The organism is Streptococcus sp. 53, assembly GCF_013276565.1.
Classification (GTDB): Bacteria; Bacillota; Bacilli; order Lactobacillales; family Streptococcaceae; genus Streptococcus.
In genome coordinates this window covers 25,276-49,966 of the sequence record NZ_VMLG01000039.1, presented here as the reverse complement: position 1 = coordinate 49,966, position 24,691 = coordinate 25,276, and the positions used below count along the sequence as shown (strand labels likewise).

Sequence of the window (24,691 nt, the reverse complement as noted above, 5' to 3'; positions counted from 1 at the left end):
TTATACCATAATACCCCTCAAAAAGCGACTTTTTAAAAGTGTAATCAGTAATTCTATCAATTATAAGAAAAAGGAGGTTTACAATTCAGTAAACCTACCTTTACACATATTGAAATTAAGATTCTTTAACCTCTAACAAACCAATTTCGCCATCTTCACGACGATAAATCACATTAGTTGTTTGATCTTCAACATCCACATAGATAAAGAAATCATGTCCCAACAAATCCATCTGTAGAATAGCTTCTTCCAAATCCATTGGTTTTAAATCAATTTGTTTTGAACGAACAACTCTAGATTGGACAACATTTGGATCTTCCACCAAAGCATCTGTAAATAATTGACTAGTTGCTACCTTATTTTTATTTTTACGCTCGATTTTTGTTTTATTTTTACGAATCTGACGTTCAATTTTATCGGTTACAAGGTCAATTGAACCATACATATCTTGAGACACATCTTCTGCACGGAGAGTAATAGATCCAAGCGGAATCGTTACTTCCACTTTAGCTGTTTTTTCACGATAAACTTTTAAGTTAATTCGGGCATCCAACTCTTGTTCTGGCTGGAAGTACTTTTCGATCTTTTCGAGTTTAGAAACTACATAATCACGAATTGCTTCTGTTACTTCTAGGTTTTCACCACGGATACTATATTTAATCATATGAATACCTTCTTTCTAAACATTTTTGTTTTTATAATTTCATTATAACGCTTTCATTCTATTTTTGCAAATTTTTTCCTCATCTTACAAGGGAAAATGTTTTTACATCCTTAGCACCAGCTTCTTCCAACAGTTTCTTCACACGATTTATAGTTGCTCCTGTAGTATAGATATCATCTATAAGTAGGATTTTTTTAGGAATAGTGACTCCACTTTTAATAAAGAAAGGAAGTTCTGTCCCCAAGCGCTCTGAACGATTTTTAGAAGAACTGGCTCTCTCTTCTCTTTTCCCTAGTAAATCCAGATACGAAAAACCTGCTGCCTCTACCAAGCCCTCAACCTGATTAAATCCTCTGTCAAGCAATCTTTCAGGGCTTAGGGGAATTACGACAAATCTATACTCTTTGTACTTTTTCAACTCCTCACTTAAAAATGAAGCGAACACTTTTCTTAAAAGGAAGTCTCCGTCAAACTTATACCGACTGAAAAAATCCTTCATAGCTTGATTGTAAGTAAAAATCGCTCTATGACTAACCTCAACTCCTTCTTTACACCAAAATTGACAGTCTTGACACTTCGTTGACAAACCTGTTTTCATACAATTTGGACAGTTCTCTTCCCCAATCCTCTCAAAAGTAGAATCACAATCTAAACAAAGACAGGAGGCATCATTCTTCAGAAGTAAGAGACTACTAAAAGTTAAAACAGTCTTCATAGTCTGCCCACATAACAAGCACTTCATAGACCAGCCTCCTTATTCATCATCTGAATTTCCTTAATCGCCTTCTTGATTGAATCATTTAATCCATCATGGAAGAAAAGCAAATCTCCTGTCGGTCTATCCATGCTTCGTCCAACTCGTCCACCAATTTGAATCAAACTAGACTTGGTAAACAAACGATGATTGGCCTCTACTACGAAAACATCAACACAAGGGAAGGTAACTCCACGCTCCAAGATTGTCGTACTGATAAGTATTGTCAGTTCTCCATCTCGAAAAGCTTGTACCTGCTCTAATCGATCCTCTGTTACAGAAGATACAAAGCCAATTTTCTCATTTGGAAATTGCTCCTGTAAGATTTCTTTTAATTGCTCCCCTTTCTTAATTTCTGAAGCAAAAATGAGTAACGGATAAGCTGTCTTTCTCTGCTTCTCAATATAGGACTTTAACTTTGGTGACAACCGATTTTTCTCTAAACAGTGATTAAAATCCGATAACCAGACAGGTTTAGGAATAATCAACGGATTTCCATGAAACCGTCTTGGCAAACTCAATCGTTTTAGTTCTCCTATGCGAACCTTCCTATCTAACTCATCAGTCGAAGTCGCTGTTAAAAAGATTCTCAATCCATTCTCCTTTACACTATTCTTGACAGCGTGGTAAAGCGTGGGATTGTCAACATAAGGAAAAGCATCTACTTCATCCACTATCAGCAAATCAAAAGCTTGATAAAATTTCAATAACTGATGGGTCGTCGCAACAACTAGTGGTGTTCGAAAATACGGCTTTGATTCTCCGTGTAGAAGGGCTATCTCGCAAGCAAAATCATCTTGCAAGCGTTTGTATAGCTCCAAACAAACATCTATGCGAGGACTGGACAAACACACTGCACCACCCCTATTAATCACCTTAGCCACAACGTGATAAATCATTTCTGTCTTTCCAGCCCCTGTCACCGCATGTACTAAGGTTGGCTCATGCTTGTCTACTGCTTGAAGCAGTCCCTCTGACACCTTCTCTTGAAAAGGAGTTAATTGACCACGCCATTTAAGAACATCTTGCTTCGGAAAATCCTCCTGTGGAAAATAGTATAAAGCTTGATCACTCCTGACTCGCTTCATCAGTAAACACTCCCTACAATAGTAAGCACCGATGGGCAAATACCATTCATCTAAAATAGCACTATTACAACGTTGACAGAAAAGTTTCCCTTTCTCCTTTCTCATTGCTGGAAGTTTCTCCGCCAACTGACGTTCTTCTTCTGTTAATTCATTCTCCGTAAACAAACGACCGAGATAATTTGGATTTACTTTCATACTTCTTTATTCGTAAAAACTAGCACTTTAGATGATTTTTTAGTACAATTAAATCATGGAATTTAGAACAATTAAAGAGGACGGTCAAGTCCAAGAAGAAATCAAAAAATCACGCTTTATCTGTCATGCCAAGCGTGTTTATAGCGAAGAAGAGGCTCGTGACTTCATTACCACCATCAAAAAAGAACACTACAAAGCGACGCATAACTGCTCGGCCTTTATTATTGGAGAACGTAGTGAAATCAAACGTACAAGTGATGATGGTGAGCCCAGTGGGACTGCTGGCGTTCCCATGCTTGGGGTACTAGAAAATCACAATCTTACCAATGTCTGTGTGGTAGTGACACGCTACTTTGGTGGTATTAAACTAGGCGCTGGAGGACTGATTCGTGCTTACGCCGGCAGTGTTGCCTTAGCTGTCAAAGAAATTGGTATTATTGAAATAAAAGAACAGGCTGGCATTGCTATTCAAATGTCTTACGCTCAATACCAAGAGTACAGTAACTTTCTTAAGGAACATGAGCTCATGGAGCTAGATACAAACTTTACAGATCAAGTCGATACGATGATTTATGTTGATAAAGAAGAAAAAGAAACTATTAAAGCTGCACTTGTGGAGTTTTTTAATGGAAAAGTCACTTTAACTGACCAAGGTTTACGCGAAATTGAGGTTCCTGTAAACCTAGTGTAAACAATAGATAATACAGTGTTTCACTGATATTTCCACCGCTACTTTAATTAGCAAAATAAAAAGATGCGTACCAAAATATACTAGAAAATGAAGCAATTCAAAAAGAAAACTGATAACTTTCTTCTTTACACCTATTTACTAAAATTAACTTATCACAATCGCTTAAAAATTAATGGCTTAGACCTGTGATATAAAAAAATCCTATCGCTCCGATAGGATTTCTATATTTTACAAATGGTATAGTTAGCGTTATACTAGAAATATCTTATACAAAGAGGTATTCATATGTCTATTTATAACAACATTACTGAACTAATCGGTCAAACTCCGATTGTTAAACTCAACAACATTGTGCCAGAAGGTGCTGCAGATGTCTATGTAAAACTTGAAGCATTTAACCCTGGTTCTTCTGTAAAAGACCGTATTGCTCTTAGCATGATTGAAAAAGCTGAACAAGACGGTATTCTGAAACCTGGTTCTACTATTGTTGAAGCAACAAGTGGAAACACTGGTATTGGACTTTCATGGGTAGGGGCTGCTAAAGGGTATAAAGTTGTTATCGTTATGCCTGAAACTATGAGTGTGGAACGACGTAAGATTATCCAAGCCTATGGTGCTGAACTCGTCCTTACGCCTGGTAGCGAAGGAATGAAAGGTGCTATTGCTAAGGCTCAAGAAATCGCTGCTGAACGTGATGGTTTCCTTCCTCTTCAATTTGACAACCCAGCAAATCCAGAAGTACACGAAAGAACAACAGGAGCTGAAATACTAGCTGCTTTCGGTAAAGATGGACTAGATGCCTTTGTTGCTGGAGTGGGTACCGGTGGAACGATTTCTGGTGTTTCTCATGCACTCAAATCAGTAAATTCAAACATTCAAGTTTATGCAGTGGAAGCTGATGAATCTGCTATTCTATCTGGTGAAAAACCTGGTCCTCACAAAATTCAAGGTATATCAGCTGGATTTATTCCTGATACACTTGATACTAAAGCCTATGATGGTATCGTTCGTGTAACATCAGATGATGCTCTTGCACTCGGACGTGAAATTGGTGGAAAAGAAGGCTTCCTTGTAGGGATTTCTTCAGCTGCAGCTATCTACGGAGCCATCGAGATTGCCAAAAAATTAGGTACAGGTAAAAAAGTCCTTGCTCTAGCACCAGATAACGGTGAACGTTATCTCTCTACAGCACTCTATGAATTTGAAGTTTAGTCTCCTAAATGCACTTAGCCCTTATTATAGGGCTTTTTATTTTTACCTTAAAAATAGGAAGCTCTCCCTATAAGGATCGACTGCATAGAAAAAAGGAAGCAAATTTACTTCCTTTCTATTATTAGTTATTCAAGGCTGCTGCCATTGTAGCTGCAACTTCTGCTTCAAAGTCGTTTGCAGCTTTTTCGATACCTTCACCAACTTCAAAGCGAGCGAACTCAACTACTGAAGCGTTAACTGATTCAAGATATGCTTCAACTGTCTTGCTGTCATCCATGATGTAAACTTGTGCAAGAAGTGTGTAAGCTTGGTCAACTTTAGTATTGTCAAGCATGAAGCGATCCATTTTACCTGGGATGATTTTATCCCAGATTTTTTCTGGTTTGCCTTCTGCAGCCAATTCAGCTTTGATAGCTTCTTCAGCTTGAGCAATCACTTCATCAGTCAATTGAGATTTTGATCCATACTTCAAGTGTGGAAGAGCTGGTTTGTTAACCATTGCACGGCTTTCGTTGTCTTGGTCGATAACGTGGTTCAATTGTGCCAACTCATCTTTAACAAATTGCTCATCCAATTCTTTGTATGAAAGAACTGTTGGTTTCATAGCAGCGATGTGCATTGAAATTTGTTTAGCAAGTGCTTCGTCTCCACCTTCGATTACAGAGATAACACCGATACGTCCACCGTTATGTTGGTATGCTCCAAAGTGTTGTGCGTCTGTTTTTTCAATCAATGCAAAGCGACGGAATGAGATTTTTTCTCCGATAGTTGCTGTTGCAGATACGTATGCAGCTTCAAGAGTTTCACCTGAAGGCATTGTCAAAGCAAGAGCTTCTTCGTTGTTAGCTGGTTTTCCTTCAACGATTGCTTTAGCTGTTGCGTTTACCAACTCAACAAATTGAGCGTTTTTCGCAACGAAGTCAGTTTCAGCATTTACTTCAACAACTGCTGCAATGTTACCATCAACATAAACACCAGTCAAACCTTCTGCAGCAACACGGTCAGCTTTCTTAGCTGCTTTTGCCATACCTTTTTCGCGAAGCAATTCAATCGCTTTTTCGATATCGCCTTCCACTTCAACCAATGCTTTTTTAGCGTCCATAACACCAGCACCAGATTTTTCACGCAACTCTTTAACAAGTTTAGCTGTAATTTCTGCCATTTTGATTCTCCTATATTTTTTAAAAATAGGAGAGCCGGGCTAAGCCCCGCCCTCCTAGGTAATTACTATTTATTATGAATTAAGCGTTGTCGCCTTCTACAACTTCAACGATTTCTTCAATTGAATCTACTTGAGTTTCTGAAGCTGCAAATTCTGCTTCAACTGCTACTGCATCCTCACCTTGACGTCCTTCGATGATAGCGTCAGCCAATTTAGCTGTAATCAATTTAACAGCGCGGATAGCATCATCGTTAGCTGGGATGATTACATCGATATCATCTGGATCAGTGTTTGTGTCAACCATCGCTACAACTGGGATTCCCAATTTCTTAGCTTCTTTAACAGCGATTTGCTCTTTATGTGGGTCAACTACGTACATCACATCTGGAATACGAGGCATATCTTCGATACCACCCAAGAATTTTTCAAGACGTGCACGTTGTTTGTTAAGAAGTGCAACTTCTTTCTTAGGAAGAACTTCAAAAGTTCCATCTTCTTCCATACGTTTGATTTCTTTCAAACGAGCGATACGTTTTTGGATTGTTCCCCAGTTTGTAAGAGTTCCACCCAACCAACGGTGGTTGATGAAGTATTGACCTGAACGTACTGCTTCTTCAGCAACTGCATCAGCTGCTTGTTTCTTAGTACCAACGAACAATACAACTGCATCGTTAGCTGCTGCATCACGCATGAAGTCGTATGCTTGGTCAGCGTATTTTACAGTTTGTTGCAAGTCGATAACGTGGATTCCGTTACGCTCTGTAAAGATGTATTTAGCCATCTTAGGGTTCCAGCGACGAGTTTGGTGACCAAAGTGTACACCAGCCTCAAGAAGTTGTTTCATTGAAATTACTGCCATGAGTATTTCTCCTTTTTGTTTTTTTCCTCTTCTTGACTTCAACTCGCAAAACGACCCAAGGGCAACTGCTTCACAATTCATCAAGAATGAGTATTATCGTTCACACGACAATTTTTATTCTACCATACTTTTTCGATATTTTCAAGCTATTTTGATATAATTTTTAATAGGGATTGTCACGGTAAAACCTGAAAAGAGGGCTCTATTCGAGTCCCTCTCTCTAATTAGTCTGCATAAATATATGTCACAAAACCTTCAGAAGTCGTTGTTGGATTAAACCATCCACGGTGGTTTCCAAGTGTGCGATTACCTGCATAGTTTGATTCTGATACTTGGATACGTGTTGTTGATTCAACAGCTGTAACAACCGCTACGTGTCCATATCCACCATCGTTCCAACATGCAATTGCTCCAACTTGAGGTGTCGATCCTGTACGGAATCCTGCTGCAGCTGCACTTGTAGCCCACTGTGCTCCATTACCCCAGTAGTCTCCAGCCCAAGGTGCCAAGGTTTTTACTCCCCATGTACATTCACCAATTGGATAAGTTGAGGCATTTGTGTTATATGTTGGACGTACTTTAGCCTGAACAGGTGCTACTGCAGATTCAGATACTGCTTGTACCTGTGCTGTTAGGTTTGTATTACCTGAAGCAAGTACTGATTGTTGTTGGCTAGCTTGTTTTTCTTTATAAGCTGCTTCTGCTGCCGCAGCTGCACGAGCCTCTGCCTCAGCTGCTGCTTTTTGCTCTAATAGACTTGCTTTTTCCCCTTCAGCTGTCGCTTTCTCAGCAGCAAGACTTAATTCAGCAGCTTTTAGTTCTGCCTGTTTAGTAGTCAATGCTTGAGCATCATCTGCCAATTTTTGTTGATTAGCAATTACAGTATTGATTGCATCATTGTTTGCTACTTGCTTTTCAGAAATAGCTTTCTTATCTGCCTTTTGTTGTTCCAACATTTTGTTGTTCGCAGATACGATTTCACTCATTGCAGCAACACGTGAAATAGCTTCTGTAATTGATTTTGAGTTTACAATCGTATTGATGTAGCTAGTTGCAGCTCCATTTGTTTGAGCACTACGAGCTTGTTTTTCTAAAGATTGGTTACGAGAAACAATGTTTTTAGAAAGTTCTGTAATCTCACCCTCGAGTTTCTTAGATTCTGCTTGTAATCTATCATTTTCAGATTGCAAGTTAGATTGCTCTGCTTGAATAGCAGATACTTGTTCCTGAATTTGATCAACTTGTTTTTGTGCTTCTTCTTGTTGTGCTGTTAAGTTACTAATTTTATTATCTTGAGCAGCAATTTTGTCATCAGTTGTTTCTGCATGGGCAGTCGTCAATACTGCTGCCTGGGAAACCATTACTGTACTTAATAAAAGCGAGGCTAAGATTTTTTTCTTCATGGTTAATAAATACTCCTTCTGTTTAAGACAATACTAGTATACCAAAAAAAACTCCAATAAATATTACGCCTTTGTTACATTTATATGTCGTTCTTATAGATAATATTTTTCAAAAACAAATTGAAAAACAGTAATCCATAAAAAATTTAAAATCATCGTCGGTACCAAGCTATAGACTATAAAAATCGACATGTTATCCACTGTCAGCCCTACCATAAAAGCCAAAAGATAACTACCCATTTCAAACAGGAAGGTCAGGACAATCATAGAGAGCATTCGTGTCCAACGATTCAACAAAATAACACTATTCAATTTATGAAGAAAGGCTCCCAATAAGATAAATAAGAGAGTTGCAATCCCTATTAGATGGAAAAAGTAGATATCATAAACCAAGCCCACCATAAAACAATAGACTAGGTAGAAATACTCTGATACTTCTATTGTCTCAAATAAGAGAAATAGAAAAAGAAAATGACTAGCCAAATGTACATGGGGGAAAAATGAGCCCAGAAGCTGGCTAATATGGGCATCAATTAGAACAAAGAAAGGGAGCAATAAAAACACTCCAACCCGCTTCAACTGTCTCATTATGAATTCCCCACTAATTCTATCACATCCACATTATGAGTATCTGCGCTCAATTTAACAGTTACTTCTCGTGTCAAATAGTCTGTACTGTGCATTGTGGCAACCACTTCACCAACAGGAATATCCGCAACGTTAAAGTTTCCTAATCCACCCGTTGTCACCTTATCGCCTGCACTAATATCGCTATTGCTATTTAATTGGCTAATTTTAAGAACTTCATTTTCCTTGTCGTAGCCAACAATAATTCCATAAATTGTGGTAGTGCCGTGTTGAATTTTAACAGAAATCTTATCAGTATTTTCTGTGTTTGTCAGAAGGTTGACCATAGTAGAGTTGTCCTCCACTTTTGAAACACTCCCAATCAAGCCACCATTTGCAATAGCTAACATGTTCTCAGAAGCCCCTTTTGATCTACCTGCATCTAAGGTCAACTCCTGTTTCCAAGATACCGGAGAACGCATAATAACATCTGCTGCTAAAGTCTTTGTGGCTTGCAATTTAGACCTCATATCAAGCAATTGGCGCAATTGTTCATTTTCTGTCTTTAAACTTTCCGCCTCATTTGATTTAACTTCTAACTGGTAAATCTGTTTCTTCAAACTTTCATTTTCATTATATGTTCGTGTCAAATGAGCCAGATCTGATTTGACAGAATCAAACCACCGAAAAGGTTTTTGCACAACCCTATCAACCAATGAGATTCCATCTCCTAATTTTGTCACAATTGTACTTGAATAAGTCGTCGCTAAGAGAGCTGACACAAGCAGAACAGTGACAAAAACAATAATGACATATTTTGATTTTTTAAAACGGTTCATATCCCTACCTTTATATCAAGAACTGTTACAGTAACTTTTAATCAATTCTTTAAATGCTACTAAGATTTTAAGAAAAATAAGCAACAACCAAGTACGAGAATAACAAGAATGGTCAGCGTATCCTTTCGAGTCCATTTCAATTGTCGGTATTGACTTCTACCTTTTCCACCCTGATAACCACGCGCTTCCATGGCGATAGCCAAGGAATCTGCACGTTTTAAACTTGTCGCAAAAAGAGGAATCAAAATGGGAATCATCGCCTTTACTTTTTGAACGATGCTTCCTTCACCAAAATCCACTCCACGTGCTTTCTGCGCATTCATAATCCGCGTCGTATCATCCATCAATGTTGGAACAAAACGTAGACTCATGGACAGCATCAATCCAATTTCATGAACTGGAACTTTCACACGCTTTAAAGGCGCTAACAAAGCTTCGACAGCTGATGCCAAACTTAAGGGCATGGTTGTTAAGGTTAACAAAGTTGAAAAGAAAATAATCAATACAAAGCGACAAAAAATAATTCCAGCTTGTTGCAAAGCATAATCCGTGATTCTCACAAACGAAAACTCAAATAAAACATTCCCATTAGAAATGAAAAACAGTTGAAAAATAGTTGTGAAGGCAATCAAGAAAAACATAGACTTCAAGCCCTGAATAAAAAATGAAAGAGATACTCCTGACAAGGCAATAAATATCCCTGTCGCTATAAAAAGAATTAAATTTGTCATGGGATTATTAGCCCAAAAAACGATCAAAATTAGTAGCATCATAGCCAGCAATTTGCTACGTGGATCCAATCGGTGAACAATCGAATCCCCTGGGATATAACGCCCCAAAATCATACTATCCATTTAGCGACTCCTTGAACTCCTCTATCTTAATCGGTAATCGTTTAAATGACACACCTCTATCAGCCAATCGTTTACAAAAGGCCGTAATTTTAGGTACTCCCAACTGCACTTCTTCCATAAAGACAACATCTTGAAAGACATCACTTGGCTTACCACCCTTAACTAGACGTCCCTTTTCCATCACATAGACTTGATTCGCATATTCAGCAACATCATCCATCAAATGCGTTACCAAGACAATGGTCATCCCTGACTGGTGGAGTTTTTTGAACAAATTCATCAACTCTTTTCTACCCAGAGGATCCAGGCCTGCTGTGGGTTCATCTAAGACTAATACAGCTGGCTCCATGGCAAGTATGCCTGCAATGGCCACACGTCTCATTTGTCCCCCTGACAACTCAAACGGACTGCGATTTAAAAGTGATTCATCAATTCCAACCAGAGCCAGTTTCTCACGCGCAATCTTCTCCGCATCTTCTTCAGAAACTCCAAAATTTTGCGGTCCAAAAGCAACGTCCTTCAAAACCGTTTCTTCAAAAATCTGATTTTCAGCAAACTGAAATACCAAGCCAACTTGTTTTCTAATTTGACGAATATCTTTATTTTTAGAAGTCGAGGTGATTAAGGTATCAAAAACCCTCACACTCCCTTGACTTGGCACCAATAAACCATTTAAGAGTTGTAAAATAGTTGATTTACCACTACCTGTGTGCCCAATTAAAGCCGTATAAGAACCATCTTCAATCGTCAAAGAAACATCCGACAAAGCTGTTGAAGCTAAGGGAGTCCCTTCTTGATATGTAAAACTCACATTTTCTAGAGCAATTCCCATAATTTATCCTCTAGCTCACTTTCTGTCAAATAATTTTCAGGTAAATCATAGCCATTCTGGCTCAAAGAATATTTTACTTGATTGGCAAAAGGATCGTCTAATCCAATTTGATCTAAATCATTTCGAGAGAAAAGTTCTCTTGGGCTACTAGTTGATTCAATTTCCCCTTTTTTCATGACCAATACGCGGTCACTCATGGCAACTTCTTCCAAATCATGGGTAATAGAAATGACCGTCATATCATAGTCTTTCCGAATTCCCTGTACTGTCTCAATCAGTTCTCTACGCCCCTCAGGGTCCAACATACTCGTTGCTTCATCTAAGATTAAAATAGCTGGTCTTAGGGCTACAACACCTGCAATGGCCACACGTTGTTTTTGGCCACCTGATAGACGCGCCGGCTCTCTCTTTTTAAAGTCCAACATGCCAACTAAAGCCAGAGCTTCTTCCACTCTCTTTTTCATTTCTTGACGAGAAAGTCCCTGATTTTCCAAACCAAAGGCAACATCATCCTCAACAGTCGCTCCAACAAATTGATTGTCTGGATTTTGAAAAACCATACCGATTTGACGACGTATATTCCAAACATTTTCCTCAGTCAGCCTTTGACCATCAATTACAATCTCGCCAGATTCTGCTTCCAGTAAGCCATCAATCAATCGAACCGTCGTTGATTTACCACTACCATTATGCCCTACAATCGAAAGCCATTCTCCACGTTTCACGTGAAACGTAATACCCTTCACATCATAATATTCCTGACTTTCCTTATAGCGAAAAGAAAGATTTTTTACATCAATTATTGATTTCATTTCGAACCAAATGTCCCTTTAAATACATAGGCACTACCCTTGAAGTAATCATAGCCAGAGTAGATAGTGAAAAACAAGGCTACATAAAGTAGAACTTGACCAAGCAAAGTCCAATGTAATAGCAAGAAAATAATCGCAAACATCTGACTAAAAGTTTTAATTTTTCCAGGCATTGCTGCTGCTAAAACTGTTCCACCAGTTTCAACCAATAAAAGCCTTAAACCTGTCACAGACAACTCACGACAGATGATCACTGCAACAATCCAAGCAGGAGCCATACCTAACTCAATCAGCATAATAAAAGCCGACATAACTAATAGCTTATCCGCCATAGGATCTGCAAATTTACCAAAATTACTGACCACATTCCATTTACGAGCTAAATATCCGTCTAAATAATCTGTAATACTGGCAATAGCAAAGATAATAGCTGCCACTATATGACTCTCTATCGAATTTCCTATCGTTAAAATAAAGATAAAAATAGGTATAAAGAGAATTCGACCTATTGTTAAGAGATTGGGAATTTGTTCTTTTTTCATTCGTTTTTCCTTAATTTTTAGTAAAGGTTACAGTGATTTGTCCAGTTTGAGCTGTTAACTTCGATAAATCAACAGTCTGATTATCTACTGTCAAAGTAACACCTTTTACAACACCTAACGTAATGGTTACAGGACTTTTAGTTGCAACTGTTGCTTCTGCACTTTTATTATCCGGTGATAAGGTTACACCGCCCTCAAGTTCGCTTTCTGAAACGCTGACCCAACTTGTAACATCTGAAACTGCCAATTGCAATTTAACTGTTTCCTTACTTGTCTTATAAGCGATTTCTACATGATTTCCTTCGCCTGATAAACTTATAGCTGATTCTATACTAGAAGAACTGCTAGATGAACTACTACTTGAGGAGTGGGTAACAGAGCTAGTTGAACTTATTGAACTTGTTGATTGAACCACACTGTAATTAGAAAGAGAAGCCCCCTCTGGTTGAGTTTGAATATAGTTCCAAACATAATAGGTCACAAAAATTAAAATCGATAAAGCAAAAAGGATAAAATAAAATAAAGGTAAAAAGGATGTTTTTTTCTTCTTTTTCTTACTTGAACGTCTACGACCTGTCAACTCATCTTCATCAACATCTACTTCCTCATAAGTAATCATACTCCCAGAATCATAAGCATCCAAGACAATTTGGTCATCTAACTCAACAGCCCATGCATATTTTCTCAAGAAAGAACGCGTGTAAAAAGGACTTGGAAGTTGATCGAAATCGTCTGCTTCCATTGCTTCCAACATATCTAACTGGATTTCTGTCTTTTTCTGCAATTCATCTAAACTCAATCCCTGATTGATTCTAGCTAATCGTAAAACCTCACCAATTGTTTTTTTCCTCATACTTGTCATCCCTTCTTTCTAGTGTCTATTATAATAGGTTACTACGATGGGAATATTGTAAAATCAACTATATCCCCTTCATCTATTAAGTGATGTCCAGCTTCAAGGACATCCTCTAAAGTAATTTCCTGTAAAATCTTTGGTAAATCAAAAATTGTCTCACCATGTTCAAAAGCATCATATTGCGTTGCAATAAATTCAAGAGAGTTCATGCTACTGAAAAATTCTCCAAACATCTCTCTTTTTATAATATCTAAATGATCCTCTGTAATATCTAAATCCTTTGTAAAATTACGAATAGCCTTTTTAAACTGATGGGATAAAGCAACTGGCTCTTTTGTATCCATTGTCAACATAACAAAATGAAAGCGACTTGTTACTTCAACTTCCAGAGATAAGGATGCATCAATTTTACCTGATTCATATAACTTTTGAAAACGATCCGAAGTCCAACCAAACATCATTGCAAACAATAATTTTAATAAAATATGATGTCGATAGCAATCCGCTTCAGCAACTTTTCGCTTACCTCTAATCCCAATCGCTAGTTTGGGAGAAGATACTTCCATTCTCATACTGTCTGTTTGCTTTACAGCCTGTAAAACAAATTTTTCCCTTACTATTTCCTGAACATCTAAATCTTTCAGTTCTTTGCTTTCAAAATAGTCCTGTACTCTTTCCACATCAAAATTACCAACTAAAAACAGATACATGTTTACAGGTTTGTAAAATTTTGTAAAATTTTCTTGCAAATTAGTTAGATTGATTTGGGAAATGGACTCCTCGCTTCCAACTATATCCGTTGCTAAAGGTGTACCAGGATACAAATTCGCTAGAGTTGAAAAGAATAAACACGAATCTGGATCATCTTGATACATTTCTCGTTCTTGCTGGATAATATCCTGCTCTCTCAAAATGGAATCTTCAGTAAAGTGTGCTGATGTTACCAATTCATCAAGTAAGTCTAAATTTTCTAAAAAATGATCCGTTGCTGAAAAAAGATAGTTTGTTTTTGTAAAGCTTGTAAAGGCATTACTATCTGCACCTAGACTCGTAAAAGCAGACATCAAATCGCTAGCATCTTCTCTTTCAAATAATTTATGTTCAAGAAAATGAGCAATTCCTGCAGGATATTGTTTTACATCTCTGTCAACTTCTGTGACAAGCGTATCTACCGAACCAAACTGGACAGTTACACTCCCGTAAACCTCTTTAAATTCCTTTTTAGGCAAAAGAGCAACTGTCAATCCATTCGACAAACGAGTTCGATAAACCATTTCTTTTACAGCTGGATAGTATTTTTCTTCAAAAACAACCTTTGTCATTCTATTCCTTCCATAAAGTAAATCGCTTGTAGTTTCACATTATTAGCTGCTCTACAAATAGCATCTTTGTCAACTTGCTCGAGTTTTGCAATCCAACCTTTAAAGTCTGCTGAAGATTTTCTAAGTAAGGCATTTTGATAAGTACGTTCAATCAATGAACTTTGATTATCTTGAGAAAGTAACAAAGACCGACGAATCATTTCCTTGGTCTGCTCTAACTCAAGCTCTGTAAAATATCCTTTTTTTAAATCAAGCAGTTGATTATTCATCATTTTACGAGCCTGGTTCCGATTTTCTCGATCGATACCAGCATACATCCTCAAGAACCCACTAAATAAATCGAGCTGACTTGAAATGGTATAAGCTAATCCAGCATTTTCACGGACATTTGTAAATAGTTTAGAGTGAGCAAATCCACCAAGTAAACCATTCATTACAATCATGGGTAAATGTTGCTCATCACCATATTCAGAAGGACAATGATAACCCAATTCCAAAATGGATTGCCCCACATTTTTCCGAACCATGCCTTCCTGAAGAATATTGGAATAAGGTTGACAATACTGAACCTTCACATCTCCTTTTCTTCCTTTAAAGCCAAATGATTCTAATACATTTTGAATTTCGACCTCATTAAAAACACCTAAGAAAAAGAAATCGATTCGATCATTGGCCAAAAATTCTTGAAAACAAGAATAAGAACTTTGTGGAGTTTCAGCTAAAATACGATTTCGTAAATCACTGTATTCCAATTTGAGACGTTCATCATAAAAAAATAATTTATCTAATTCTTTGTGTGAGAAATAAAAAGAATCATCCATATCAGCTGCTAAACTTGCTAGCAATTGTTTTTTCTCAATTTCAAATAAGGCCGGATCAAACCCATTATCAACTACTACAGGTGAGAAAAGAGTTTCTTTTACTAGTTCCAAAACCTGAGAAGTTAGCACATTTTTCTTACTTAAAAACTCATCACGAACATAATTAAATGTCAATTCTACAACATGACTTTGCCCTCTTCTAAAACAATTGGTTGACATATCTGTACCATATAGACTGGCCAAGTGTCTTCTCAAAGCTTGAGAAGTGGGGTACATCTGGTTGGCAGTTTCTAGCATACTCGCACTCAACATGCGACCTGCAATCGTATCAAGAGATAATGGAGCTGTAAAACGCACGGTAATTTTGTTCGTTTTAAACTTTTTTGATTGGATAAAATATGTTGAAATTCCATGCACTAACTCCATGATTTACCTCCTTATATACAGACTTCTATTATATCACGAAAACCTGAAATTTTCTTGTTCTCTGTAACACTTTTGAAATAAAAATCGCTTACATTTCTCCCTATTTCTCTCACTATTTTTAGGAAAATATGGTATAATACCAAAGATTGAGGTGAATTATGGAATACAAATTATTTGAAGAATTTATTACCCTCCAAGCACTACTCAAAGAACTTGGAATTACACATAGCGGAGGAGCTATCAAATCCTTTCTCTCTGAACATTCTGTTTACTTTAATGGGGAATTAGAGAGTCGTCGTGGTAAAAAACTTCGTATTGGTGATAAAGTTGACATCCCTGACATAAATATTGACATCTTGTTGACACAACCTACTTTTGAAGAACAAGATGAATACCAAGCTGATAAAGTTGAAAAAGAACGAATCGCTAAACTCGTCAAAGAGATGAATAAGGGAGTAAAAAAAGACAACTCTAAACCTACTTCATCACCAAAAAGCAAACAAGCTCCGCGATTCCCTGGTAGATAATCATGTGGCTACAACACCTATCTCTCAAAACTTTTCGTAATTATAAAGAGACGAAAATAGACTTTAATCCTAAATTAAATGTCTTTTTAGGACGCAATGCACAAGGAAAAACAAATATGTTAGAGGCTATCTATTTTTTAGCCTTAACGCGTAGTCATCGAACTCGAACAGATAAAAATCTCATTCATTTTGATGAGGAACAACTTCATCTTTCAGGTCTCGTTCAGAAAAAAACTGGATCCATTCCTCTCGAAATCGAACTCACACAAAAAGGACGTGTGACAAAAGTTAATCATTTAAAACAGGCACGACTTTCAGATTATGTAGGACACATGAATGTTGTCTTATTTGCTCCTGAAGATTTACAACTAATTAAAGGAGCACCTTCAGTTCGACGAAAATTCATTGATATGGAACTTGGACAAATTAAGCCCATCTATCTATCAGACTTAACCAATTATAACCACATCCTAAAACAAAGAAACACTTATCTAAAATCAGCTCAGAAAATAGATGAAACCTTCCTTTCAGTCTTAGATGATCAGCTAATCGATTATGGATGTCGTGTAATGAATCACCGCTTAGATTTCATAAAAAAACTAGAATATTTTGGCCGTAAGAAACATTTTGAACTCTCTAATCAGATTGAAGAGTTGTCAATATCCTATCAATCTTCTGTCAAGCTAACTGACAAAGAAGGCTTATCCGAATCTTTCAAAATTGCTTTAGAAAAAAGTAGATCCAGAGATTTATTTAAAAAGAATACTGGTGTCGGTCCTCATCGAGATGACATTTCTTTTTATATAAATGGGATGGATGCTAGTTTTGGAAGTCAAGGTCAACATCGTAGTCTCGTCCTCTCTATAAAATTAGCAGAAATCGAGTTAATGGAAAGTATTACTACAGAATCTCCGATATTATTGCTTGACGATGTTATGAGCGAACTTGACAACACTCGACAACTAAAATTATTAGAAACAATTTCTCATTCAATCCAAACCTTTATCACAACAACCAGCTTAGATCATCTTCAAAATCTGCCAGAAAATCTAAGTATCTTCACTATTCAGGATGGTAAAGTTACTGTAAATGAAAATTGACAACATTGTAAAAGAACTCCTGTTTTTACTGGAGTTCTTTTCATTGTTTTTTTTACATAGAATAATTTGGTGCCTCATTAGTAATTTGTACATCATGAGGATGGCTCTCTTTCAAACCAGCACCAGACATTTCAATAAATTGAGCATTATCGTGTAGTTCTTTAAGGTTAGCTGCACCACAATAACCCATACCAGAGCGAATACCACCAATCATTTGGAAGACAATGTCAGCTGCAGCTCCTTTATAAGCAACACGACCTTCAATTCCTTCTGGAACAAGTTTGTTTGCTTCATTGACAGAGCCTTGGAAGTAACGATCGCTTGAACCTTTCTTCATAGCAGCGATTGATCCCATACCACGGTAAGTCTTGAATTTACGTCCTTGGAAGATTTCAGTTTCACCTGGAGCTTCATCAGTTCCAGCAAACATTGATCCAAGCATAACAGCATTTCCACCAGCCGCAAGTGCTTTTACAATATCTCCAGAATACTTGATTCCACCGTCAGCAATGATCGTTTTACCATATTCACGCGCAACAGCTGCAGCATCATAGATAGCTGTTACTTGTGGAACACCAACACCAGCAATCACACGAGTAGTACAGATAGAACCTGGGCCAATACCAACCTTGACAACATCTACACCCGCTTCATAAAGGGCACGTGCACCCTCAGCTGTTGCAATATTTCCAGCAATCAAAGTACGATCTGGGAAGTGAGCACGAATCTCAGCAATTTTACGCAAGACACCTGCAGAATGACCATGTGCAGTATCAATAACAATCGCATCTGCTCCTGCTTCAAAAAGAGCCTCTGCACGTTCAAATGTATCTGAAGTAACACCTACTGCACCTGCAACTAGTAGACGACCAAACTCATCTTTAGCGGCATTTGGAAACTCAATAACTTTTTCAATATCTTTGATAGTAATCAAACCAGAAAGACGACCTTCTTCATCTACCAAAGGAAGCTTTTCAATACGGTGTTCTTGAAGAATGCTCTCAGCTGTTGCAAGATCTGTACCCACAGGAGCAGTAATAAGATTTTCACTGGTCATATGATTTGAGATTGGTTGGTTATAGTCTGAAATAAAACGAAGATCTCGGTTTGTCAAAATACCAACCAATTTACGATTTTCAAGTGTTTCAACAACTGGAACACCACTGATGCGGTAACGACCCATAAGCTCATCTGCTTCAGCAATTGTATGTTCAGGCGTCAAGAAGAACGGATCAATAATAACTCCATTTTCAGAACGTTTTACCTTGCGAACCTCGTCTGCTTGTTGAGCAATTGACATGTTTTTATGGATAACTCCGAGACCGCCTGCACGAGCAATAGCAATGGCCATGTGACTCTCTGTAACTGTGTCCATGGCAGCGGTAATAATTGGGATATTTAAAGTCAAATTATCTGCCAATTTAGTTGTTAAATCTGCATCGTTAGGCAACACATGACTTTCAGCTGGAATAAGCAATACATCATCAAAGGTAAAACCTTTTTTCAAAAATTTAGTGTCCCAATTAGACATTCGAAGTTTCCTCTTTTCTTTCTTTTTGAGCTTGACTCTTTTTATATTGTATCTATCATACCATTCTATAAAAATTTGTCAAATGTTACAGGGGCAAATAAAAAACTATCTTTTCTTTGAGATAGAAATGATAGTTTCTTGTAAAATAAACCTAGTTAAAGTAATGAAGTCCCATTGCTCCTTTAACCTCAGATAAGGTCTGACCTGCAACTTCACGTGCTCTTTCACTACCTTTTTGAAGCATATTATAAACTTCTCCCATATCCTTAGCAAATTCAATACGGCGCTCACGAATAGGACCCAGTTCACGTTCTAATATTTCAAGTAGATAACGCTTGGTCTTCACATCACCAAGACCACCTCGTTGATAATGTTCTTTCATGTCAGCAATTTCTTGAGCATCTTCTGGACGACCAAAAACATCTAGATAATGGAAAACCATATTTCCTTCAATTTTACCTGGATCCTCAACGCGGATATGATCTGGATCTGTATACATACTCATTACTTTTTTACGCAAAGTATCCGCATCATCAGCTAAATAAATACCATTATTGAGTGATTTAGACATTTTAGCATTTCCATCTAAACCAGGCAAACGCCCTGCTCTCTCATTTTCTGGATAAATACCTTCCGGTTCCACCAAGACATCACAATTATATGCATTGTTAAAAGAACGAACAATCTCGCGAGTTTGCTCAATCATTGGTTTCTGATCTGTCCCAACAGGAACATAATTGGCCTTAAAGGCTGTGATGTCAGCTGCTTGAGCTATTGGATAGACCAAGAATCCTGTCGGAATGCTTTCTCCAAATCCTTTCTGAGCAATTTCTGTCTTGACAGTTGGATTACGCTCCAAACGTGCTAATGACACCAAATTCATATAATACATAGACAACTCAGCTAATTCTGGAATTTGGCTTTGAATAAAGATAGTTGACTTACTTGGATCCAATCCAACTGCAAGATAATCCAAAGCCACATTTCCGATAGACTCTACAATGGTTTGAGGATCTTTGGCATGATCTGTCAAGGCTTGTTGGTCAGCCAAGAACACAAACATATCATACTTATCCTCTTCCTGTAATAATACTCGATTTTTGAGACTTCCAACATAATGTCCAATATGCAATTTTCCTGTTGGACGGTCTCCTGTTAAAATAATGGGTTTAATCATTTTGTTCTCCTTCGATATAGTCCCTTCAATTATAGCATTTTTTTAATGAAATAACCGCAATTTATCAAAATAAATCAACCTTACTATTCACGGATTTGTGTAAAGTATAATGTAAATATAATTTACACAAAATTGACAGATAAAAATTTGAATATTTCCGTATTTTCTAGTAGAATAAATATATTACACATATAGGAGAAAAACATTGCTTACAGTATCTGATGTTTCACTACGTTTTAGTGATCGCAAACTTTTTGATGATGTCAATATCAAATTTACAGAAGGAAATACTTACGGATTAATTGGTGCTAATGGTGCCGGAAAATCTACCTTTTTAAAAATTTTAGCCGGAGATATCGAACCTACTACTGGTCACATCTCTCTTGGTCCAGATGAACGTCTCTCTGTTCTTCGTCAAAATCACTTTGACTATGAAGATGAACGTGCCATTGATGTTGTTATCATGGGAAATGAAAAACTTTATAGTATCATGAAGGAAAAAGATGCTATCTACATGAAGGAAGATTTCTCAGATGAGGATGGAGTGCGTGCTGCCGAACTCGAAGGGGAGTTTGCCGAGCTTGGAGGCTGGGAAGCAGAAAGTGAAGCCTCTCAACTCCTTCAAAACCTAAATATCCCAGAAGATTTGCACTATCAAAATATGAGCGAATTGGCCAACGGTGAAAAAGTAAAGGTTCTCCTAGCCAAAGCACTTTTTGGTAAACCAGATGTTCTTCTCTTGGACGAGCCTACCAACGGTTTGGATATCCAATCGATTACTTGGTTAGAAGACTTCTTGATTGACTTTGATAACACAGTTATCGTAGTATCCCACGACCGTCACTTCTTAAACAAAGTATGTACCCACATGGCCGACCTTGACTTTGGAAAAATCAAACTATATGTCGGAAACTATGACTTCTGGAAGGAATCTTCTGAACTCGCTGCTAAATTGCTAGCAGACCGTAATGCAAAAGCAGAGGAAAAAATTAAGCAATTGCAAGAATTCGTAGCTCGTTTCTCTGCTAATGCTTCTAAATCAAGACAAGCAACCTCACGTAAGAAAATGCTTGATAAGATTGAGCTAGAAGAGATTGTGCCATCTAGTCGTAAATATCCATTTATCAATTTTAAAGCAGAACGTGAGATTGGTAATGATCTCTTGACAGTAGAAAATCTAACTGTAAAGATTGACGGTGAGACTATTTTAGATAATATCAGCTTTATCTTGCGTCCAGGTGATAAGACAGCGCTTATTGGACAAAATGATATCCAAACGACTGCATTGATTCGTGCAATCATGGGAGACATTGACTATGAAGGAACTGTCAAGTGGGGAGTTACTACTAGCCGTTCTTACTTGCCAAAAGATAACTCGGCAGATTTTGCAGGAGGAGAGTCAATCCTTGACTGGTTGCGTCAATTCGCAAGTAAAGAAGAAGATGACAATACTTTCCTACGTGGCTTCCTCGGCCGTATGCTCTTCTCTGGAGATGAAGTTAACAAACCTGTAAATGTCTTGTCAGGGGGAGAAAAAGTGCGTGTCATGCTTTCAAAACTCATGCTCTTGAAATCAAATGTCCTTGTACTTGATGATCCAACCAATCACTTGGACTTGGAATCTATCTCAAGCTTGAACGATGGATTGAAAAACTTTAAAGAATCAATCATCTTTGCCAGTCATGACCACGAGTTTATTCAAACTTTGGCTAACCATATCATTGTCTTATCTAAAAATGGCGTCATCGATCGTATCGATGAAACCTATGATGAATTCCTAGAAAATGCAGAAGTACAAGCAAAAGTTAAAGAACTTTGGAAAGACTAAATAAAACTTCAAAACTCAGTTGGGTTAACCAGCTGGGTTTTCTAACATTTTATGAGGTAACATGAAATTATTTTTTAAAACATATTGGACCTATTTTATTTCTTTCATCATTCCTGTAGTCATTATGACAGGAGTATATCTATCTCAAGGTATCTACTGGAATAGTGACATCTCTCCTCTATTAGGAGATGGCTTCCATCAATACGTTATTTTTGATATAGCTCTAAGAAATATCTTACATGGAAATGGTAGTTTGTTTTACACCTTTACAAGTGGCCTCGGATTGAATTTCTATGCCCTATCTAGTTATTACTTGGGTAGTTTCCTTTCACCTCTAGTTTACTTTTTTGATCTAACGAATATGCCAGATGCTGTTTATCTGACAACTCTCTTAAAATTTGGATTGATTGGTCTGTCAACCTTCTTTAGTTTAAATAAATTATTTCAATCGATTCCTAAGCCTTTAAAACTAGCTTTATCTACTTCCTATGCTCTGATGAGTTTCACTGTCAGTCAATTAGAGATAAAAACCTGGCTAGATGTTTTTATCTTGATTCCTTTAATTATAACTGGTTTACATCTACTTATCACTGAAAAGAAATTCATATTGTACTTTACAAGTCTGTCAATCTTATTTATCCAAAACTATTATTTTGGATATATGACAGCATTATTTCTTATTTTCTGGTATCTCTGTCAAATTTCGTGGAACTTTAAAACCCGAAAATCATCTGTTCTTGATTTTGTTGTGACCTCCTTTTTAGCTGGTATCGCTAGTTTGATTCTGACTCTTCCTACTCTATTTGATTTACAGACACATGGGGAAAAATTGACTGAAGTTACAAAGTTTCAAACTGAAAGTAGCTGGTATCTTGATCTTTTTGCTAAGCAATTCATTGGTTCCTTTGATACAACCAAGTATGGGGCCATCCCAATGATTTTTGTTGGACTACTTCCCTTTATTTTGACCATTTTATTTTTTACGCTGAAATCTATTAAGTTTCACGTGAAACTTATCTATGCAATCTTCTTTGCATTTCTAATTGCCAGCTTTTATATTGAAGCTCTTGATTTATTTTGGCAAGGCATGCATACTCCAAACATGTTTTTACATCGCTATGCTTGGATTTTCTCTACCTTGTTAATTTACACAGCAGCAGAAATCTTAAATCGTCTGAAAGAAATTAAAATCTGGAATTTTTTAGTTTCGCTTTTTCTTATAGTAACAGGATTTTTAGCTACCATCTATCTAAAATCGCATTATTCTTTTTTAACAGATTTGAATATCCTACTGACTCTTGAATTTTTGGTTGTCTATTCGCTTTTACTCCTTGCAGTTATCAAAAAGTTTATCTCTGTAAATCTATTTGCCATTCTAATCTCTTTATTTATAATGGTTGAAATGAGTTTAAATGCTTCATCTCAAATGGACGGAATTGCTAAAGAATGGGGATTTGCTTCTCGAAGTGCATATAATCGAGATATTCCATCTATGGAATCTTTCTCAACATATATTGAAAATCAATTTACTCGTACCGAAAAACTACAAACTCAGACAGGAAATGACAGTATGAAATTCAACTACAATGGAATCTCTCAATTTTCATCTGTTCGAAATCGTTCAGCAAGCTCTACTTTGGATAAACTGGGGTTTAAATCCTCTGGGACCAATCTCAATCTCCGTTATGCCAATAATAGTATTTTGGCTGATAGTTTATTTGGTATCCAGTACAATATCTCAGACAGTCCTATTGATAAGTATGGTTTCCAAGATGTATATCAAAAAGATAATCTTACTCTATATGAAAATCAGTTCTCTCTTCCAATTGCCTTTGCTAGTCAATCTGTTTACAATGATGTCAAGTTCAATGAACATACCTTGGATAATCAGGCCTCGTTTTTAAATCAACTTGCTGACGTCAATTTTGATTATTTTTCTCCAATACCCTATGAAAAAACAGAGAATACTGATGATTTGATTAGTGTTACAAGTTCTTCAAATGAGGATGCAGCAATCCAGTATCAAATTGAAGTGCCAGAAAACAGCCAAGTTTATCTTTCTTTCACAAACCTTCACTTTTCTAATGACAAACAAAAAAAGGTTGACATCCTTGTCAATGGGAAAAAGAAAACTTTGACAACTGATAATGTCTTCTCCTTCTTTAATCTAGGCTATACAAAAGAGAAAAAGACTTTCAATATTCATGTTAGTTTCCCTGGAAATTCACAAGTATCATTTGAATCTCCTACCTTCTACCGTTTAGATACCCAAACTTTAACTGAGGCAATTCAAAAAATCAAAGAACAACCTGTCACAGTATCAACTTCTAAAAACAAGGTCTTTGCTAGATATGATGTCCAACAAGATACATCTATTTTCTTCACCATTCCTTATGACAAAGGTTGGTCTGCCTACCAAGATGGTAAGAAAATAGAAATTAAACAAGCTCAAACTGGTTTTATGAAAGTTGATATTCCTAAAGGAAAAGGAACTATTACACTTTCCTTTATTCCCAATGGTTTTATTACTGGAGCAATCTGTTCCTTTACTTCTCTCTTACTATTTGGAATCTATAATCACAAACGAAAGTTATCTAAGGCATAAAAAAATCGACCAGTTGGTCGATTT

At 37.0% G+C, this 24,691-nt stretch carries 23 protein-coding genes and 1 pseudogene; 7 read left to right on the top strand and 17 right to left on the bottom strand.

From position 1 onward, the window contains the following. Window positions 1–115: 115 nt before the first annotated feature. From raiA to HT722_RS09460, 3 genes are all read right to left on the bottom strand, one after another. A complete protein-coding gene (gene raiA / locus HT722_RS09470) occupies window positions 116–664 on the bottom strand; it encodes a ribosome-associated translation inhibitor RaiA (RefSeq protein ID WP_173234329.1) in 549 nt (182 codons plus the stop codon). A gap of 79 nt (window positions 665–743) precedes the next feature. After that, on the bottom strand, window positions 744–1,406 hold the full coding sequence (locus tag HT722_RS09465) for a ComF family protein (protein ID WP_173278778.1): 663 nt from the start codon (window positions 1,404–1,406) through the stop codon (window positions 744–746). Next, window positions 1,403–2,701: a DEAD/DEAH box helicase gene (locus tag HT722_RS09460; RefSeq protein WP_173278777.1), complete on the bottom strand. Its 1,299-nt coding sequence runs from the start codon at window positions 2,699–2,701 to the stop codon at window positions 1,403–1,405. The genes HT722_RS09465 and HT722_RS09460 overlap by 4 nt, the downstream gene beginning before the upstream one ends. A 55-nt stretch (window positions 2,702–2,756) precedes the next feature. On the opposite strand from HT722_RS09460, the gene HT722_RS09455 reads away from it, so the two are divergent. From HT722_RS09455 to cysK, 3 genes and pseudogenes are all read left to right on the top strand, one after another. After that, a complete protein-coding gene (locus HT722_RS09455) occupies window positions 2,757–3,392 on the top strand; it encodes a YigZ family protein (RefSeq protein WP_173278776.1) in 636 nt (211 codons plus the stop codon). A 93-nt stretch (window positions 3,393–3,485) separates the two neighbouring features. Then, window positions 3,486–3,581, top strand: a pseudogene (locus HT722_RS10620) (PH domain-containing protein); the annotation flags it as partial. Window positions 3,582–3,677: 96 nt separating this feature from the next. Next, window positions 3,678–4,604 (top strand): cysteine synthase A, encoded by a 927-nt coding sequence (cysK, locus tag HT722_RS09450; RefSeq protein ID WP_173278775.1) that lies wholly within the window; start codon window positions 3,678–3,680, stop codon window positions 4,602–4,604. A gap of 121 nt (window positions 4,605–4,725) precedes the next feature. Here the strand turns inward: cysK and tsf are convergent, their stop codons facing one another. From tsf to HT722_RS09390, 12 genes are all read right to left on the bottom strand, one after another. Beyond that, complete coding sequence (gene tsf, locus HT722_RS09445) at window positions 4,726–5,766, bottom strand: translation elongation factor Ts (RefSeq protein WP_173278774.1); 1,041 nt, start codon at window positions 5,764–5,766, stop codon at window positions 4,726–4,728. A 79-nt stretch (window positions 5,767–5,845) separates the two neighbouring features. Continuing rightward, window positions 5,846–6,625 carry a 30S ribosomal protein S2 gene (gene rpsB, locus HT722_RS09440; RefSeq protein ID WP_173278773.1) on the bottom strand — a complete coding sequence of 260 codons (780 nt, stop codon included), beginning with the start codon at window positions 6,623–6,625 and terminating at the stop codon, window positions 5,846–5,848. Between the two features lie 224 nt (window positions 6,626–6,849). Beyond that, on the bottom strand, window positions 6,850–8,028 hold the full coding sequence (locus tag HT722_RS09435; RefSeq protein WP_173278772.1) for a CHAP domain-containing protein: 1,179 nt from the start codon (window positions 8,026–8,028) through the stop codon (window positions 6,850–6,852). Between the two features lie 93 nt (window positions 8,029–8,121). Next, window positions 8,122–8,616, bottom strand: coding sequence for a rod shape-determining protein MreD (gene mreD / locus HT722_RS09430; RefSeq protein WP_173278771.1), 495 nt, complete (start codon window positions 8,614–8,616; stop codon window positions 8,122–8,124). After that, entirely contained in the window at window positions 8,616–9,434 is an 819-nt protein-coding gene (mreC, locus tag HT722_RS09425; protein ID WP_112445441.1) for a rod shape-determining protein MreC, read from the bottom strand. Before mreC ends, mreD begins: the two co-directional genes overlap by 1 nt. A gap of 59 nt (window positions 9,435–9,493) precedes the next feature. Next, complete coding sequence (locus HT722_RS09420) at window positions 9,494–10,288, bottom strand: energy-coupling factor transporter transmembrane protein EcfT (protein WP_112445439.1); 795 nt, start codon at window positions 10,286–10,288, stop codon at window positions 9,494–9,496. Further along, on the bottom strand, window positions 10,281–11,120 hold the full coding sequence (locus tag HT722_RS09415) for an energy-coupling factor transporter ATPase (protein ID WP_173278770.1): 840 nt from the start codon (window positions 11,118–11,120) through the stop codon (window positions 10,281–10,283). Before HT722_RS09415 ends, HT722_RS09420 begins: the two co-directional genes overlap by 8 nt. Next, on the bottom strand, window positions 11,105–11,932 hold the full coding sequence (locus HT722_RS09410) for an energy-coupling factor ABC transporter ATP-binding protein (protein ID WP_173278769.1): 828 nt from the start codon (window positions 11,930–11,932) through the stop codon (window positions 11,105–11,107). The genes HT722_RS09415 and HT722_RS09410 overlap by 16 nt, the downstream gene beginning before the upstream one ends. Further along, window positions 11,929–12,474, bottom strand: a complete 546-nt coding sequence (pgsA, locus tag HT722_RS09405) for a CDP-diacylglycerol--glycerol-3-phosphate 3-phosphatidyltransferase (RefSeq protein WP_173278768.1) — start codon at window positions 12,472–12,474, stop codon at window positions 11,929–11,931. The genes HT722_RS09410 and pgsA overlap by 4 nt, the downstream gene beginning before the upstream one ends. A 10-nt stretch (window positions 12,475–12,484) precedes the next feature. After that, entirely contained in the window at window positions 12,485–13,327 is an 843-nt protein-coding gene (gene rodZ / locus HT722_RS09400; RefSeq protein ID WP_173278767.1) for a cytoskeleton protein RodZ, read from the bottom strand. A gap of 41 nt (window positions 13,328–13,368) precedes the next feature. Then, a complete protein-coding gene (locus tag HT722_RS09395; RefSeq protein ID WP_173278766.1) occupies window positions 13,369–14,652 on the bottom strand; it encodes a pitrilysin family protein in 1,284 nt (427 codons plus the stop codon). Beyond that, window positions 14,649–15,899, bottom strand: coding sequence for a pitrilysin family protein (locus tag HT722_RS09390; protein ID WP_173278765.1), 1,251 nt, complete (start codon window positions 15,897–15,899; stop codon window positions 14,649–14,651). Before HT722_RS09390 ends, HT722_RS09395 begins: the two co-directional genes overlap by 4 nt. 158 nt (window positions 15,900–16,057) lie before the next feature. On the opposite strand from HT722_RS09390, the gene yaaA reads away from it, so the two are divergent. After that, on the top strand, window positions 16,058–16,426 hold the full coding sequence (yaaA, locus tag HT722_RS09385; protein WP_173278764.1) for a S4 domain-containing protein YaaA: 369 nt from the start codon (window positions 16,058–16,060) through the stop codon (window positions 16,424–16,426). Window positions 16,427–16,428: 2 nt separating this feature from the next. Continuing rightward, window positions 16,429–17,526: a DNA replication/repair protein RecF gene (gene recF, locus HT722_RS09380; protein ID WP_173278763.1), complete on the top strand. Its 1,098-nt coding sequence runs from the start codon at window positions 16,429–16,431 to the stop codon at window positions 17,524–17,526. Window positions 17,527–17,578: 52 nt separating this feature from the next. Here the strand turns inward: recF and guaB are convergent, their stop codons facing one another. Further along, window positions 17,579–19,057: an IMP dehydrogenase gene (gene guaB / locus HT722_RS09375; protein ID WP_173278762.1), complete on the bottom strand. Its 1,479-nt coding sequence runs from the start codon at window positions 19,055–19,057 to the stop codon at window positions 17,579–17,581. Between the two features lie 151 nt (window positions 19,058–19,208). Continuing rightward, window positions 19,209–20,234 carry a tryptophan--tRNA ligase gene (gene trpS, locus HT722_RS09370; RefSeq protein ID WP_060627327.1) on the bottom strand — a complete coding sequence of 342 codons (1,026 nt, stop codon included), beginning with the start codon at window positions 20,232–20,234 and terminating at the stop codon, window positions 19,209–19,211. A 205-nt stretch (window positions 20,235–20,439) separates the two neighbouring features. Here trpS and HT722_RS09365 point away from each other — a divergent pair, with 205 nt between their 5' ends. Beyond that, the gene (locus HT722_RS09365; protein ID WP_173278761.1) at window positions 20,440–22,062 is read left to right on the top strand and encodes an ATP-binding cassette domain-containing protein; all 1,623 of its coding nucleotides are present in this window, start codon (window positions 20,440–20,442) and stop codon (window positions 22,060–22,062) included. A gap of 61 nt (window positions 22,063–22,123) precedes the next feature. Next, window positions 22,124–24,667, top strand: a complete 2,544-nt coding sequence (locus HT722_RS09360; protein ID WP_173278760.1) for a YfhO family protein — start codon at window positions 22,124–22,126, stop codon at window positions 24,665–24,667. Window positions 24,668–24,691: the final 24 nt, after the last annotated feature.

Coding starts and splice junctions, on each gene's coding strand:
- recF (WP_173278763.1), top strand. CDS start 16,429: ATGTGGCTACAACACCTATCTCTCAAAACTTTTCGTAATTATAAAGAG.
- HT722_RS09465 (WP_173278778.1), bottom strand. CDS start 1,406: ATGAAGTGCTTGTTATGTGGGCAGACTATGAAGACTGTTTTAACTTTT.
- raiA (WP_173234329.1), bottom strand. CDS start 664: ATGATTAAATATAGTATCCGTGGTGAAAACCTAGAAGTAACAGAAGCA.
- pgsA (WP_173278768.1), bottom strand. CDS start 12,474: ATGAAAAAAGAACAAATTCCCAATCTCTTAACAATAGGTCGAATTCTC.
- rpsB (WP_173278773.1), bottom strand. CDS start 6,625: ATGGCAGTAATTTCAATGAAACAACTTCTTGAGGCTGGTGTACACTTT.
- HT722_RS09390 (WP_173278765.1), bottom strand. CDS start 15,899: ATGGAGTTAGTGCATGGAATTTCAACATATTTTATCCAATCAAAAAAG.
- trpS (WP_060627327.1), bottom strand. CDS start 20,234: ATGATTAAACCCATTATTTTAACAGGAGACCGTCCAACAGGAAAATTG.
- HT722_RS09435 (WP_173278772.1), bottom strand. CDS start 8,028: ATGAAGAAAAAAATCTTAGCCTCGCTTTTATTAAGTACAGTAATGGTT.
- yaaA (WP_173278764.1), top strand. CDS start 16,058: ATGGAATACAAATTATTTGAAGAATTTATTACCCTCCAAGCACTACTC.
- guaB (WP_173278762.1), bottom strand. CDS start 19,057: ATGTCTAATTGGGACACTAAATTTTTGAAAAAAGGTTTTACCTTTGAT.
- cysK (WP_173278775.1), top strand. CDS start 3,678: ATGTCTATTTATAACAACATTACTGAACTAATCGGTCAAACTCCGATT.
- HT722_RS09415 (WP_173278770.1), bottom strand. CDS start 11,120: ATGGGAATTGCTCTAGAAAATGTGAGTTTTACATATCAAGAAGGGACT.
- HT722_RS09455 (WP_173278776.1), top strand. CDS start 2,757: ATGGAATTTAGAACAATTAAAGAGGACGGTCAAGTCCAAGAAGAAATC.
- rodZ (WP_173278767.1), bottom strand. CDS start 13,327: ATGAGGAAAAAAACAATTGGTGAGGTTTTACGATTAGCTAGAATCAAT.
- mreD (WP_173278771.1), bottom strand. CDS start 8,616: ATGAGACAGTTGAAGCGGGTTGGAGTGTTTTTATTGCTCCCTTTCTTT.
- tsf (WP_173278774.1), bottom strand. CDS start 5,766: ATGGCAGAAATTACAGCTAAACTTGTTAAAGAGTTGCGTGAAAAATCT.
- HT722_RS09420 (WP_112445439.1), bottom strand. CDS start 10,288: ATGGATAGTATGATTTTGGGGCGTTATATCCCAGGGGATTCGATTGTT.
- HT722_RS09410 (WP_173278769.1), bottom strand. CDS start 11,932: ATGAAATCAATAATTGATGTAAAAAATCTTTCTTTTCGCTATAAGGAA.
- HT722_RS09360 (WP_173278760.1), top strand. CDS start 22,124: ATGAAATTATTTTTTAAAACATATTGGACCTATTTTATTTCTTTCATC.
- mreC (WP_112445441.1), bottom strand. CDS start 9,434: ATGAACCGTTTTAAAAAATCAAAATATGTCATTATTGTTTTTGTCACT.
- HT722_RS09460 (WP_173278777.1), bottom strand. CDS start 2,701: ATGAAAGTAAATCCAAATTATCTCGGTCGTTTGTTTACGGAGAATGAA.
- HT722_RS09395 (WP_173278766.1), bottom strand. CDS start 14,652: ATGACAAAGGTTGTTTTTGAAGAAAAATACTATCCAGCTGTAAAAGAA.